The sequence below is a fragment of the Rhizobium esperanzae genome (genome assembly GCF_002204185.1).
In the GTDB taxonomy this organism is placed as follows: Bacteria; Pseudomonadota; Alphaproteobacteria; order Rhizobiales; family Rhizobiaceae; genus Rhizobium; species Rhizobium esperanzae.
In genome coordinates this window covers 107,479-120,871 of record NZ_MXPU01000012.1, presented here as the reverse complement: position 1 = coordinate 120,871, position 13,393 = coordinate 107,479, and the positions used below count along the sequence as shown (strand labels likewise).

Below are 13,393 nucleotides of genomic sequence, written 5' to 3'. Positions count from 1 at the left end.
CCCTAAACGAGATTTGCCGCCACCGCGAAGGCCGCTGCAACGGCTACCGCACCGGGATCGGCGACGCCCGCCAGATCCCTCTCACCGACATAGGAGGCGCGTCCGGCCCTTGCCTTGGTCATGGTCTTCGTCGATTCCGCGCCTGATGCCGCGGCTTTCGCTGCTGCGGCGATATTGCCGGATGCCATCGCGTGCAGGGCAGGCGAGAGCGCGTCGATCATCGTTCGATCGCCGATCCGGGCTCCGCCGTAGAATGTCACCCTGCCAAGTCCGGCAAGAAGGGCAGCCGATACATCTGATTTGTCGGCCATGGTCTTGGCTGCGGCGGTGAAGAAGATCGACAGCAGCACACCGCTCGATCCGCCCATGCTGGTGCCGAGGATATCGCCCATGGCGGCGAGCAGCGGGGCCGGACGGTCGAGCGGCAGCGTGTCGAGCCTGGCAAGGATGCTTCGGGCGCCGGTTGCGACGGTCGAGCCGGTATCGCCGTCACCGACGCGGCCGTCTAACCGGTTGAGTTCGCCTTCCAGCGAAATCAAATGCTCGCAGACGGCGGTGATCAGGCGACGATTGCCGGTATGATCCGCGGCCGCGACCTCGCCGCTCATTCTATCGGCCACTCTCGGCGCGGCGATGATTTCGATCTCATTGCGCTCGACCGCAGGCATCCAGGCAAGCGGCTCGACCTCGGCCGTCAGCGCCATCTCGCGTGCGGCATCAAGCGGGATCAGCGACAGTGAGAAGCCGTTCATGTTGAGCGCGGTCATGACAGGCGCCGGCCCGATGATCAGGCGGACACGGCTGCCGAGCGGTGAGGACAGCACCGCATTGGCGATGACGGCCATTTCGAGCGGCGGCACGGCGCCGAGATTGTTGATGAGGAGCGCGTGGTCTGTCGCTTCGTCAAGAATTGCGGAGAGGCGAGCCACCATAGTGGCGACGATATCGGCGACCGGCTGCAGCGCAATGCGCTCGGCACCCGGTTCGCCGTGAATGCCTAGGCCGAGTTCGCCTTCCCCACCACCGAGACGGTCTTCATGCGCCTGGCCGCCGGGTATGCTGCAGGTGGAAAGCGACATGCCGAGGGAGACGATGTCGCCGGCAGCACTTCTGGCCTCAGCTGCGACCGTCCTTAAATCCGCGCCACTCTCGGCGTGATGGCCGGCAATCTTATGGACGAACAGCGTGCCGGCTATCCCGCGCGGCTGATTGATGCCGGGAAGCGCAATATCGTCGGCGACGATGACCATCTCGACCTCGAAACCTTCGGCTCGGGCTTTCTCGGCAGCAAGGCCGAAGTTCAGGCGGTCACCGGTGTAATTCTTGACGATCAGCAGAGCGCCTTTCGGACCGGTCACGGCCCGTATCGCCGTCAGCACAGCATCGACGCTCGGTGAAGCGAAGATCTCGCCGGAAACGGCGGCAGTCAGCATGCCCCTACCGACGAAACCGGCATGGGAGGGTTCGTGGCCGGCGCCGCCGCCTGAGATGATCGCGACTTTCGCCCCGTCCCAGTCGGCGCGCAGGATCACTTTAATATCGGGAAAGCTGTCGAGACGGGCAAGACGGCCCTTGCCGCTCGTGAGAAGCAGGCCGTCCAAGGCTTCGGTGACAATGGTTTCCCTGCGGTTGAAGAAGTGTTTCATCGATTGCGCCCGTCTGTTTTTTGTGCTGTCGGTTCGTCTTTTTGCCGGTCTCAGGCGGCCCTGTCCACCCGAGTTGTAGGGCGGCCGGCGTTTGACGAATCGCAAAATTTCAATCGCAAGCGTACCGATACGGTGAAATCTGGCCTCGCTGGCGGATGGGCAGCAGGATATGGACCTCGACGCCGCTCCTGTTTTCCCGGGAGCGGATCAAACTTGGGCCTCGCTTCGGCGGGGCTTTTTTCTTGGCGGGCCAAGGCAATCGGGGAATATTCCCGCCCAGTGTTAGATTTAGCCTTTCCGGCCTGATGCAACGGGCGTATTCAGCCAAGGCGCGGTGCGTTTCCGCGCTCCCTCGCGCGGCAGATCTCCGATCGGCTTCCTTCCCGCTTGCCTGCCGCGTCATCCGGAATTTTCATTGGCAGCTTCATGACAACGGCAGAAACGAGCAAGAACGGGCAAGAGGTGGCAACCGGCCGTCAGGCGAAGATCGTGGCGCTGGTCGTTGCCGTTTCCTTCTTCATGCAGATCCTGGACGGCACCATCGTCGCCACCTCGCTGCCGCAGATGGCGACAAGCTTCGGCGTGCAGCCGGTATCGATGAGCATCGGCATCACAGTCTACATGCTGACGATGGCGGCTTTCATTCCGCTGTCGGGCTGGCTCGGTGATCGGTTCGGCGCGCGCCGCGTCTTTCTAGTGTCGATCGGCGTCTTCACAGGCGCCTCACTGTTCTGCGGGCTCTCCGGCAGCCTCACGGAGTTCGTGCTGTGGCGTGCGCTGCAGGGGGCGGGCAGCGCATTGATGACTCCGGTCGGGCGCATCATCGTGCTGAAGAACGCCCGCAAGTCCGAACTCGTCCAGGCGATTGCGCTCATCACCTGGCCGGCGCTGACGGCGCCCGTGGTCGGCCCTGTGCTCGGCGGTTTCATCACCACCTATGCCAGCTGGCATTGGAACTTCCTGATCAACATTCCGATCGGCATCGTCGGCATGGGGCTGGTGCTGCGTTTTGTGCCCGAACAGCGCGAGGCCGATCCCGGTCGGCTGGATATTCGCGGCTTTATCCTGAGCGCGGCCGGATTGACCCTGCTGCTCGCGGCCTTGGAGCTTTCAGCCAAATGGGAGGGCGGGCTTTGGCCGGTCATCTCAATGCTTGCGGCCGGCATCGTCCTATCGGTCATGGCGACGCGGCATTTCCTTGCCGTCGACAATCCGCTGCTCGATCTTTCGGCTTTCCGCGTCCAGACATTTTCGATGTCGACGCTCTCGGCGGGCACGGCTTGCCGAACGGCCATCAACGCGACGCCTTTCCTTCTGCCTCTCTTGTTCCAGCTCGGCTTTGGGCTGACCTCGATTGCCGCAGGCACCTATCTGCTCGTCTATTTTCTCGGCAATTTCAGTATGAAGGCGGTGACGACGCCGCTCTTACGCTTCTTCGGCTTCCGCACCGTTCTCGGGCTCAACGGGCTGATTGCAGCCCTTTCGATCGTTGCCTGCGGTTTCCTGACGCCTGCCACGCCGCCGGTTTTCATCCATGCGCTGCTCTTTCTCGCCGGCCTGTCGCGATCGATGGAGTTCACGGCGCTGAACACGCTCGCCTTTGCCGATATCGGCCCGGCGCAGCGAAGCTCGGCCTCGACGCTGTCGAGCATGCTGCAGCAGATGTCCATGCTGCTCGGCGTTGCGGTGGCCGCCGCCGCGCTCAACATTTCCTCGGCTCTTAGAGGCGCCGACAATCCCGTTCTGGCCGACTTCCGGTGGGCCTTCGTCGTGGTCGGCGCGATCGGCATCGTCTCGTCGCTGCGCTTCCTGCAATTGCCGAAGGAGGCGGGCGCCGAAGTCTCCGGCCATCGGAAATTCCAGAAGAGCTAGCGTCGCCTGCGACAAAAGCGAGGGATGAGCGATGTTTACCTCAGGCGGGCAATGCAATACGACAGTGCCCATGCCGACGACTCGGACCTTGCGGCCGTCGTTGCTTAGAGAGAACGCCGGGAGACGGAATGAGCAATTCTAGCGGCGATGCGGATGCCTCGATCCACATCCTCTATATCGACGACGACGAGGGGCTCGCTCTCCTGATGCAGAAGAACCTTGCGCGGCGCGGCTTTTCGGTCGAGTGGGCGCAGAATGGTTCTGCCGGCCTTGCGCGGATCGCCGAGGGCGGCATCGACGCCGTCGTGCTCGATCATCTCCTGAGCGGCGAGACTGGACTCGATATTCTGCCCTGCATCACGTCCGTGCCGGATCATCCGCCGGTCATTTATGCAACGGGGTCGGACGACACCAGCATCGCGGTCGCGGCGCTAAAGGCGGGTGCCGATGACTACATGCTGAAGGGGATTTCGGCCGATTATTTCGACCTGCTCGCCGCTGCTCTCGAACAGGCGCTGGAGCGGGCGCGCTTCCGCCGCGAGACGGCGCAGGCGCAGGAGGTGATCCGTCAGCAGCGCGATCATGCCGAGTTGCTGCTGGCCGAAGTCAATCACCGTATCGCTAATAGCCTCGGCCTTGTCGGCGCGCTGATCCGCATGCAATCTTCCATGACCAAGGACCAGGTGGCGATCGACGCGCTGCACGAGACGCAGATGCGCATCAACGCGATCGCGAGCGTGCATCGCCGGCTCTACACCAACCGGCAGGTCGGTTCGGTGCAGGTCGATGAATATCTGAACAGTCTGCTAACCGAGCTTGAAGCTTCGATGCGCGACGACAAGCGGCCACACCGTATCGTGCTGAGCGCAAAGCCGGTCAATCTGGCGACCGACAAGGTGATCACGCTCGGGCTGATCGTCAGCGAGCTCGTCACCAATGCTTTCAAATATGCCTATCCCGACAGCGTCTCGGGCGAGATCCGCGTTTTTGTCGACCAGACGGACGGGCAATTGCGCGTCATCGTCGAGGATGATGGAGCGGGGTTCGATCCAGAGGGCGCGGCCAGGGGGACGGGGCTCGGCACACGGATTTTGACGGCGATGGCAGCCAGCTTGAAATCGGATTTCGCTTATGATCCCGGGCATGACGGGACGAGGGCGATGCTGGTATTTTCGTTGCATGAGGAGAAATAGGTAGAGGCGAGGACATCATGAAGGGTTTGTCGAGTGGCCCCCTCATCCGGCTGCCGCCACCGACCGGGGTCGAGCCACGGTCTCGACCCGTCCTTCGGACCCGCTGGGGAGAAGAGATTCGCGGCAACGTCTCGATCCCCTCTTCTCCCCGGCGGAGAATGTGCCCGTAGGGCGGATGAGGGGGCCACACGGCACACCTTGTCCTATTTCTACAAGAACTTGCCGGCATAACATCACCAAACCTAACGCTACGGGAGGAAGGCATGACGGCGATCCGCACACCCCGGGAGGTCTACGATTTCTGGTTCGTTCGATGCGGCCGCGAGCTATGGTTCCGTCCGCCGCCGGAACTCGATGCCGAGATCCGTGATGTTTTCCGCGATACGCATCTGGCGCTTGCCGCAGGCGTCGGCGATGAATGGCGAGCCGATCCGGTGAGCCGGCTGGCGGCCGTTATCGTGCTCGATCAGTTTCCCCGCAACATCTATCGCGGCACGGGGCTTGCCGTTGCTACCGACGGGCTGGCACTTCGGGAAGCCAAGCTTGCGCTTGCGGCCGGCGCCGACCAGGCGGTGGAACATGCATGCCGAACCTTTTTCTACCTGCCCTTCGAACATGCCGAGAACCTCGACGAGCAGGAGCGTTCGGTTGCATTGTTCACCGCGCTGGGCGACGAGGAATATCTCGATTATGCGATCCGCCACCGCGAGATAATCGCCGCCTACCGGCGCTTTCCTCACCGCAATGCCATGCTCGGACGAGAATCGACGGCAGCAGAACTCGACTATCTCTCCAAGCCCGGCGCGGGGTTCTGAGCAGGTCGAACGAGCGGTTGAGTGCTGCATGGAACAAGGTCGGTGCAAGGCGCTTAAGGCATCTTCCGCCTTTCTGTCGCCTTTGTTTGCTACGACAAGCTGGCACTCTATTCCGACGACAACCTTTCCGGAGGCGCTTTTGCGGCTGAGAACGATCCTGCTTCGCACAATTCTTCTGATGACGCTGGCGCTCGCCGGTGCGCATTTCAAGAGCGCAGCAGCCTTCGCGCAGGAACCGCAGACGCAAGCCCCAGCAGCAGAGGCGCCGCTTGTCGATACGCCTTCCGCCCAGGCGGCGAAGGAGATCGAGAAGGCGAAGGTCCAGCTTGGTTCGCTTCAGGACAGCGTCAAGGAGAACGCCGATAATGACGATGCGCTGGTCGGGCTTGCGACCAAGGCCGATGAGCTCAGCCGCGCCGTCATCACGATATCGGTCAACCTGAGACCGCGTTTCGACCAGATCAAGAACCGGCTGACCGAGATTGGCGAGCCGCCGAAGGATGGGCAGCCGCCCGAGGCGCAGATCGTCACCGACGAGCGTAACGCGCTTGCCGCAGAGCGCGCGCAGATCAATGCGGTGACCGGTGACGCCGAAAACCTGTCGATCGCCGTGACGAAGCTCATGAACGAGATCATCGAGATGCGGCGGCAGCTTTTCGCCGATACGCTTTTCAGGCGCACGGAAATCTCCGTCTCGGTGCTTGACGATGCCGCTAGCGCCTTCGTGCACGAGATCAGCGAATTCTCACAGGCTTTGGCGAGCTGGGCCTCATTCGTCTGGAAGTTCAAGCGATTCCCACTGTTCGCCGCGATCTTCCTGTCGCTCGCCTCAGCACTCATCCTGCTTTCCGGCAGCTACCGGCTGTTCGGCTCCTATTTGCGCCGCGATGAGGCGGTCGAGAACCCCTCCTATATCGGCAGGCTGTCGATCGCCTTCTGGTCGACGCTGATCCGAACGCTGGCGCTGGCGGTCCTGCTTGTTACCTCCTTTTTCTTCCTTAACAGTTTCAATGTTTTGCGGCCGGATATTGCGCCTGTTATCGGCGCGCTGTTCGGCACGATCGGTCTCGTCTATTTCGTCGGCCGCTTCGTCAACGCCATTTTCGCGCCGAGCGAACCGCACTGGCGGCTGGTGAAGCTTTCCAATATCGGCGCCCGCTCGATCGGCTACTGTCTCTCGGCGATGGCTGTCGTCAACGGGCTCGACTATCTCTTCGGCACGGTCAGCGAGGCGATGGGCTCACCGCTGGTGCTGACCGTCGTTCGGAGCCTGATCGCTGCCCTGATCATCGGCATCATCCTGATCGCCGTCTCCTTCAGCAAGCCGATGCTGGCGAGAAGCGGTGATCCCGACGCGCCCGGCAGACATTGGCCGCGGGGCATGGCAATCATCCTGCGTGTCGTCGGTGCCGCTTTGATCGTTACGGCGCTTGCCGGCTACGTCGGACTTGCCCGCTTTGTCGCTACGCAGCTCATCATCACCGGCGCGGTCGTCGCCACCATGTATGTCGGCCTGCTCTCGGGCAAGGCGATTTCGCGGCAGGAGAGCTTCGGCGATACCTTCTTCGCCCGCTTCCTGGCGCGGCGCTTCAACCTCGGGCCGGTGGCGATAGACCAGGTCGGCCTGCTCGTTGGCCTTGCCATGTATGCGGTGGCGCTGCTCGTCGGCATTCCGTTGATCCTGCTGCTCTGGGGCTTCCATGTACAGGATCTGCAGCTTATCGCCTTCCGGCTGTTCACCGAGGTCAAGCTCGGCGGCATCAGCATCTCGCTGCTCGGAATCTGCACCGGCATCCTGCTTTTCGCCGGCGTCTATCTGCTGACGCGCTGGCTGCAGCGCTGGCTCGACGGCAATGTCATGGCGCGAAGCCATGTCGATCTCGGCGTGCGAAACTCGGTCAAGACAGGCATCGGCTATCTCGGCGTCGGCATTGCCGCGATCATCGGCGTCTCCGCCGCCGGCATCGATCTGTCGAGCTTCGCGCTCGTCGCCTCGGCGCTTTCGGTCGGTATCGGTTTCGGCCTGCAGAACATTGTCTCCAACTTCGTGTCAGGCCTGATCCTGCTGGTCGAGCGGCCGTTCAAGGTCGGCGATCACGTCGTCTCCGGCACGGCCGAAGGTATCGTCAAGCGGATCTCGGTGCGCGCTACCGAGATCGAGACTTTCCGCAAGCAGGCGATCATCGTGCCGAATTCGGAACTGATCAACGGCCTCGTCGGCAACTGGACGCACCGCAACAAGATCGGTCGCTCGGAAATCCCGGTTTCCGTCAGCTACGACGCCGATCCGCAACAGGTGATGGATATTCTCTTGGAGTTGACGGCGAAGATACCGCTCGTCATGCGCAATCCCGAGCCGCATGTCGAATTCCTGCGCTTCGGCCCCTATTCGCTCGATTTCGAGCTTCGCTTCTTCCTCGCCGACATGGGCGACGGTCTGACGGTGCGCAACAATTTGAGGATCGAGATCCTCAAGCGCTTCAAGGCGGAAGGCATAGAAATCCCGCTGCCACAGAGCGACCTTACCATCCATCGGGAGGCTGCTCTCGTCCTTCCCAATGCGGTTAAGGAGCATGCTGACGGCCATGAGAATTCCAAGGATAGACCGGTGGAGGAAGAAGAGCGGCCGGTGCGCCAGCTGCGCGGGCGGGCAGCAGAGAGCTGAACAGCGTATTCAGCCATCATTCACAGGTCTATGTGCATGATCCCTTCCATCGGGATCGCTGCCGAGGGCAGCACCGATCTTTCGAGGGGAGGGCGCGTCAGCGCCGCCGCACATGATGGCAAGATTTGCCGCCTTTTTGCTTGTCCCACTGCTTGCTGCGCCGGCGGTCAACGCCGCATCCATCACCAACACCGATCCCGCAGCCGTGGTGCTCGTCATCACCGAGGGCGGACAGCGCGTCGAAGTCGTGGTCGATGCCGGCGCTTCCGAAAGCCTCTGCTCCTCCGGCTGCTTCATGACGACACCCGACGGCGACCGGATCGGGCTCGATGGCGGCGAGACGATCGACATCGTCAAAGGCTCGGCGGTCGTCAAGTAGGATTGCGGACCTGTCAGGCTGGGCGGTTCAGATGATGCGCTTGCCTCCCGCATCCAGTACCTTCTCGCCGTCTTCCTTGGTGAAGGCGCCCTTATGCGTTTCCGGCAGGATTTCCAGGACCACCTCGGAAGGCCGCGACAGGCGGGTGCCGAGCGGTGTGACGACGAAGGGCCGGTTGATCAGGATCGGCTGCGCCAGCATGGCGTCGAGAAGCTGATCGTCGGTCAGATCAGGATTGTCGAGGCCGAGTTCGGCATAGGGCGTATCTTTATCGCGAAGGGCCTGGCGCACGGTGAGACCGGCATCGGCGATCATTCTCGCCAGCTCCTTACGCGATGGCGGGTTCTTCACATAGTCGATGATATCAGGTTCGATGCCGGCGTTGCGGATCATCGCCAGCGTATTGCGCGACGTGCCGCATGCCGGATTGTGGTAGATGGTGACGTTCATAGTTTTGCCTCTGACGATAGCGTTGACGAAGTGCCGGGCTGTAACAGCCAGGTGAACAGGAGAAGGGCTGCGACAGCACCGGATATTTCAGCAAGCCAGAAACCGAAAAGATCGATCGGGCGGATGCCGGAGAAAGTATCTGTCAGCGAGCGGGCCAAGGCGACGGCCGGGTTGGCGAAGGAGGTCGAGGCGGTGAACCAGTAGGCGGCGGTGATGTAAAGGCCCACCAGCCATGGCACCGCCTTCTGCTCGAACCTGATGCCGGCGAGGATGACCGCGACCAGGCCGAAGGTCGCCAGACCTTCGGAAAACCATTGCGCGCCGCCGGTCCGGACCTTGGTCGACACTTCCAGAAGCGGGAGTGCGAACATCAGGTGCGCAGCGATCGTCCCTGCCACGCCGCCGACGGTCTGCGCCAGCACATAGCCGCCGAAATCGCGTTTCGGCAGCGAACGCGACATGGCGAAGACCAGCGAGACGGCCGGATTGAAATGCGCGCCGGAGACCGGTCCGAGAACGGTGATCAGCACCACCAGCATCGCGCCGGTCGCCAGCGTGTTGCCGAGCAGGGCAAGCCCCGTATCCGCTGTCAGCGAAGTTGCCATGATGCCGGAGCCGACCACGGTTGCGACTAGCGTGGCAGTGCCGAAGGCCTCGGCGACCAGACGGCGCGGCAGATCGTACGACGCCATCAGCCGGCCCCTGCCGGTTTTGCGGTCGTACCTTCCGTCGCGCCGATCTGGCGCAGGTGCTGCTCCAGCGCCAGTTTGTCGATCGACGATAAGGGCAGGCTGAGGAAGGCCATGATCCGATTCTTGAGGAAACGGGCGGCCTGTGCGAAGGCGCGGCCCTTCTCGACCTCGCTGCCCTCGACGGCGGCCGGATCCTCGACGCCCCAGTGAGCGGTCATCGGATGGCCGATCCAGACAGGGCGGGCTTCGCCGTGGGCGGTGTCGCAGACGGTGAAGATGAAATCCATCTCCGGTGCGTCGGGCTTGGCGAACTCGTCCCAGCTCTTCGAGCGGAAGCCGGTCGAGGGATAACCTAGTGCCGCAAGCTCCTTCAACGCCAGGGGATTGACCTCGCCCTTCGGCTGGCTGCCGGCGGAATAGGCTTTGAACCGGCCCTTGGCTTCGGTCGCCAGGATGGATTCAGCCAGGATCGAGCGGGACGAATTGGCGGTGCAGAGAAAGAGCACATTGTAAACGCGATCTGTGGTCATTGCAGTTCCTCCTTGGTTGCAGGTGCACAGCATGCGGCAACGGCGGCGGCGGGCGCGCAGATTTCGGCGTTCCCACCGCAGCAATCCTCCATCAGAAAACGGATCAGGCCGCCAAGCGCCTCATAATTGGCAGTGTAAATGATCGAGCGCGATTCGCGCTGCTGAGTGATCAGCCCCGCTCGTTCCAGCTCCTTCAGGTGGAAGGAGACGTTAGACGGGGAAACCTCCGCCCTTTCCGCGATCGAGCCTGCCGCCATTCCGTCAGGACCCGAGACGACAAGCATTCGAATGATGTGGAGGCGCGTTTCCTGCGAAAGCGCGCCGAACGCGGCAAGGGCTTGACGTTGATCCATATTTCAATAATCCTTGAATCGTTGAAACGAGGATTAGCGCAGATGAATGCGATCGACAACAATAAAATTCCGGTGGAGGAGATCAGCCTCGGGCTGTTGCTTGACACGCTCACCGGCAACGAGGACGCGCCGCTGGTTTTTCATTATGACCGCCGGCCGGTGAAGCCCGGCTATCACATCACCGAGGTCAAGGCGGGCCAATTCTCGGCGCTTGATTGCGGCGCCAATCCCGAGGCCTGGACGGAGATCTTCATCCAGCTCTGGGACATCGAGGAGGGCGGGCGCATGCATATGCCGGCCGGCAAATTCCATGCGATCGTCCGTAAGGTGTCGGAGCATTTGCAGCTCGACGGTTCGGCCAGGCTTACCTTCGAAGTCAGCGACGGCTTGCGGCCGATACAGCTCTATTGTGCCGCAATGCCGGTTCTACGCGGCGGGGCTGTGCATATCGAACTTTCGCCGCGGCCGGCAAGCTGCAAGCCGCGCGACCGCTGGCTCGCCGAGAAGACCAGAAAGGCTGCGGCCTGCTGCGGTTCGTCAGCGGCGAGTAGCGGCTGCTGTGCGTAGAGACCTGCGGGGATCGGGCAATGGCGGGCCGCGCCGAATTGCTGCGCGCGATCGAGACGCATGTCCTTCGCTCGATGGGCTTGGCGTCAGGCATGATCGATGGGAATCCCACCATCGGAGCACCCGCATCGCCCGGAGCGTGATCCAGCGCGAGGGCTGACCTTCTCCCTCGTCGATCTCGAACCAGACGCGCCCTGGCAGCGTCCAGTCGAGCGGCCATCTGCCGTCCTGAAGGCGGCGGATGCGAAGATGGACGATCGCCTCGCCGAGGCGCGGATCGGGGGTGGAGCCGGTCAGGAGGGTACTTGACCGGAAATAGTCGAGGGCGCGCAGGATGTCGTAGCGCCAGCGGTTCGGGTGCAGGAAGTGCAGGAATCGTGCGTTGGCTGGCTCGCCGGTGCCGAGACGGCGGAAGAGGTGGCGTTCGAGCAGGAATTCCTCGCCCGTCCGGCGCGCCTCCCGGGATTGCTGCGTGCCGCCGGTTGCCCGCTGGAACTCCAGCAGGCCCTCCAGCACGTTGATGGTGCTGGCAAAGGACGAGCGAATGGAGCCGTTGCACCGTTCGCAGTTCCAGCCGCCATCCTGAAGGCGCTCACTGGTCAGCCGCTCGACGATGGCGGAGATGTCGACCCCAAAGTAGGCGCCGTCGGCAACCGTGCGGCCGTTGATGCATTCTTCGACTTCGCCTTGCCAATAGGGCTGGCCGCCTTCCTCCCAGCGGGCGTTGGCGCCGATCAATTCGACGCTGCGTCTGGCGCGTTCCGATGACGGGTCGAGGCCGAATTCGCGCAGCTGGGATAGCGAGAAATTTGTCGCCGTCCACGGCTGGCCGCGCTCGCGCCATTCGCGCGGCTCGAATCCGGCAGGCAGAAAGGCGCCGCCCGCCCATTGGCCGTCCTCGTCCTGGAAGGAGAGGAGCTTCGCGCCCCAGCCCTCGGTCTCCACTTTTGCCCGCTCCGCCATCCATTCCGGCTCCGGCGCGTCGATGAGGTCGCGCATCACCTGCCAGCGGATGGCCGGGTCGGAATCGAGAAGCCATTCGATTACCGGATCGGATCGGGCCATGGGAACCTGTCGGCGTTTCGGATCGATGGGTCTTTATAATGGCTTCGCAAAACGCCGGCCAGCCGGATGAATTTCTTAATCATATCCGCAAGGAAATCGCAGGAGCACCATTGCGTCGCTTCTTCATTTCGAAGCGGCAGATGCTGATTAATAATTATTCAAATCAATTGATATATCGAATTGGCCCGGGGACAGATTTTACACTAAAGGTTTGCTTATGGCGTTTCTAGGTATTTCTGGGATGCAATATTCCGGCGAGATGTTTGCCGGCGCGCGAATTATTGTCGCTGAAGATTCCAACGTATTCACCTCGATGATCAGCAAACGCCTCAAGGAGCTGTTCGACATAGAGGTTGAGATCTGCCGCAACTTCGAAGACCTGCAGTTTGCCTATGACAAGTCTTCGGAGCCGATCAAGCTGGCAATTTCGAACATCAATCTGCCCGGCGCAGAAAACGGCGAAGCGCTCGAATATCTGGTCGACCTCTCGATTCCCACCATCGTCTTCACCGGCACTTTCCATGAGGGGATGCGCGACAAGCTGATCGCCAAGGACATCGTCGACTATATCCTCAAGGACAATATTTTCGCCGTCGACCTTCTGGCGGAGTCGATCTGCCGGTTCCTGACCAATCATCGCCATCACGTGCTGATCGTCGACGACAGCGCGACGGCGCGCGCGCTGCTGTCGAGCCGGCTGAAGCGCTATAATTTCCGAGTGAGCACCGCCGAAAACGGCGCCAAGGCGCTGGAGACCCTGAAGGTCAATCGCGATATCGGCCTGATGATTACCGATTACAATATGCCCGATATCGACGGATTTGAACTGACACGGCGCATCCGGGCCCATATCGGCTCGCACGAATTGCGCATCATCGGTGTTTCCTCGTCCTCGAACCGGCTGCTTTCGGCGCGGTTTCTGAAGGCCGGCGGCAACGATTTCATGCTGCGTCCCTTCATCGACGAGGAGTTCTACTGCCGCGTTAACCAGAATCTCGACACGCTGCTGCAGATCCAGTCCATGCGCAAGGAGCGGGCGGTTGCCTGACGGCTCTTCCGGGATCTGGACCGCGAGGAAACCGGGGGCGATCGGCGCTGCCGGACGCTGGATTTTTGCAATTACAGGTAATCAGAATATTTGTCCCCTTCACGCGGATGAGCCTCTC

General features: G+C 61.9%; 12 protein-coding genes and 1 pseudogene. 7 read left to right on the top strand and 6 right to left on the bottom strand.

What is annotated here, in order from left to right; translation table 11 throughout:
- Window positions 1-2: 2 nt before the first annotated feature.
- Complete coding sequence (locus tag B5E41_RS18790; RefSeq protein WP_088395604.1) at window positions 3-1,646, bottom strand: dihydroxyacetone kinase subunit DhaK; 1,644 nt, start codon at window positions 1,644-1,646, stop codon at window positions 3-5.
- 426 nt (window positions 1,647-2,072) lie between these two features.
- Here B5E41_RS18790 and B5E41_RS18785 point away from each other — a divergent pair, with 426 nt between their 5' ends.
- From B5E41_RS18785 to B5E41_RS18765, 5 genes are all read left to right on the top strand, one after another.
- Complete coding sequence (locus tag B5E41_RS18785) at window positions 2,073-3,518, top strand: MFS transporter (RefSeq protein ID WP_088395603.1); 1,446 nt, start codon at window positions 2,073-2,075, stop codon at window positions 3,516-3,518.
- Window positions 3,519-3,646: 128 nt separating this feature from the next.
- Window positions 3,647-4,711 (top strand): histidine kinase dimerization/phosphoacceptor domain -containing protein, encoded by a 1,065-nt coding sequence (locus B5E41_RS18780; RefSeq protein WP_088395602.1) that lies wholly within the window; start codon window positions 3,647-3,649, stop codon window positions 4,709-4,711.
- Window positions 4,712-4,974: 263 nt separating this feature from the next.
- The gene (locus tag B5E41_RS18775; protein WP_088395601.1) at window positions 4,975-5,526 is read left to right on the top strand and encodes a DUF924 family protein; all 552 of its coding nucleotides are present in this window, start codon (window positions 4,975-4,977) and stop codon (window positions 5,524-5,526) included.
- A gap of 139 nt (window positions 5,527-5,665) precedes the next feature.
- Entirely contained in the window at window positions 5,666-8,191 is a 2,526-nt protein-coding gene (locus B5E41_RS18770; protein ID WP_088395600.1) for a mechanosensitive ion channel family protein, read from the top strand.
- A gap of 112 nt (window positions 8,192-8,303) precedes the next feature.
- Window positions 8,304-8,570, top strand: coding sequence for a hypothetical protein (locus B5E41_RS18765; RefSeq protein WP_064810608.1), 267 nt, complete (start codon window positions 8,304-8,306; stop codon window positions 8,568-8,570).
- Between the two features lie 27 nt (window positions 8,571-8,597).
- Here the strand turns inward: B5E41_RS18765 and arsC are convergent, their stop codons facing one another.
- The 4 genes from arsC to B5E41_RS18745 are packed head-to-tail and all read right to left on the bottom strand — an operon-like array spanning window position 8,598 to window position 10,595.
- Window positions 8,598-9,020 (bottom strand): arsenate reductase (glutaredoxin), encoded by a 423-nt coding sequence (gene arsC / locus B5E41_RS18760; protein WP_088395599.1) that lies wholly within the window; start codon window positions 9,018-9,020, stop codon window positions 8,598-8,600.
- Entirely contained in the window at window positions 9,017-9,712 is a 696-nt protein-coding gene (locus B5E41_RS18755; RefSeq protein WP_088395598.1) for an MIP/aquaporin family protein, read from the bottom strand. Before B5E41_RS18755 ends, arsC begins: the two co-directional genes overlap by 4 nt.
- Window positions 9,712-10,242 (bottom strand): arsenate reductase ArsC, encoded by a 531-nt coding sequence (locus B5E41_RS18750; protein WP_088395597.1) that lies wholly within the window; start codon window positions 10,240-10,242, stop codon window positions 9,712-9,714. The genes B5E41_RS18755 and B5E41_RS18750 overlap by 1 nt, the downstream gene beginning before the upstream one ends.
- Complete coding sequence (locus tag B5E41_RS18745) at window positions 10,239-10,595, bottom strand: ArsR/SmtB family transcription factor (protein WP_088395596.1); 357 nt, start codon at window positions 10,593-10,595, stop codon at window positions 10,239-10,241. Before B5E41_RS18745 ends, B5E41_RS18750 begins: the two co-directional genes overlap by 4 nt.
- Window positions 10,596-10,637: 42 nt before the next feature.
- On the opposite strand from B5E41_RS18745, the gene B5E41_RS18740 reads away from it, so the two are divergent.
- Window positions 10,638-11,162 carry a DUF6428 family protein gene (locus B5E41_RS18740; protein WP_088395595.1) on the top strand — a complete coding sequence of 175 codons (525 nt, stop codon included), beginning with the start codon at window positions 10,638-10,640 and terminating at the stop codon, window positions 11,160-11,162.
- Window positions 11,163-11,255: 93 nt separating this feature from the next.
- On the opposite strand, the pseudogene B5E41_RS18735 reads toward B5E41_RS18740, so the two are convergent.
- Window positions 11,256-12,227 (bottom strand): annotated as a pseudogene (locus B5E41_RS18735) (squalene cyclase); the annotation flags it as partial.
- A 217-nt stretch (window positions 12,228-12,444) separates the two neighbouring features.
- Between B5E41_RS18735 and B5E41_RS18730 the strand changes: the two are divergent.
- A complete protein-coding gene (locus B5E41_RS18730; RefSeq protein WP_088395594.1) occupies window positions 12,445-13,275 on the top strand; it encodes a response regulator in 831 nt (276 codons plus the stop codon).
- The last annotated feature ends 118 nt before the right edge of the window (window positions 13,276-13,393 follow it).

Excerpts from the sequence above, each read along its gene's own strand:
- B5E41_RS18790 (WP_088395604.1), bottom strand. The coding sequence starts at position 1,646 with ATGAAACACTTCTTCAACCGCAGGGAAACCATTGTCACCGAAGCCTTG.
- B5E41_RS18785 (WP_088395603.1), top strand. The coding sequence starts at position 2,073 with ATGACAACGGCAGAAACGAGCAAGAACGGGCAAGAGGTGGCAACCGGC.
- B5E41_RS18780 (WP_088395602.1), top strand. The coding sequence starts at position 3,647 with ATGAGCAATTCTAGCGGCGATGCGGATGCCTCGATCCACATCCTCTAT.
- B5E41_RS18775 (WP_088395601.1), top strand. The coding sequence starts at position 4,975 with ATGACGGCGATCCGCACACCCCGGGAGGTCTACGATTTCTGGTTCGTT.
- B5E41_RS18765 (WP_064810608.1), top strand. The coding sequence starts at position 8,304 with ATGATGGCAAGATTTGCCGCCTTTTTGCTTGTCCCACTGCTTGCTGCG.
- arsC (WP_088395599.1), bottom strand. The coding sequence starts at position 9,020 with ATGAACGTCACCATCTACCACAATCCGGCATGCGGCACGTCGCGCAAT.
- B5E41_RS18755 (WP_088395598.1), bottom strand. The coding sequence starts at position 9,712 with ATGGCGTCGTACGATCTGCCGCGCCGTCTGGTCGCCGAGGCCTTCGGC.
- B5E41_RS18750 (WP_088395597.1), bottom strand. The coding sequence starts at position 10,242 with ATGACCACAGATCGCGTTTACAATGTGCTCTTTCTCTGCACCGCCAAT.
- B5E41_RS18745 (WP_088395596.1), bottom strand. The coding sequence starts at position 10,595 with ATGGATCAACGTCAAGCCCTTGCCGCGTTCGGCGCGCTTTCGCAGGAA.
- B5E41_RS18740 (WP_088395595.1), top strand. The coding sequence starts at position 10,638 with ATGAATGCGATCGACAACAATAAAATTCCGGTGGAGGAGATCAGCCTC.
- B5E41_RS18730 (WP_088395594.1), top strand. The coding sequence starts at position 12,445 with ATGGCGTTTCTAGGTATTTCTGGGATGCAATATTCCGGCGAGATGTTT.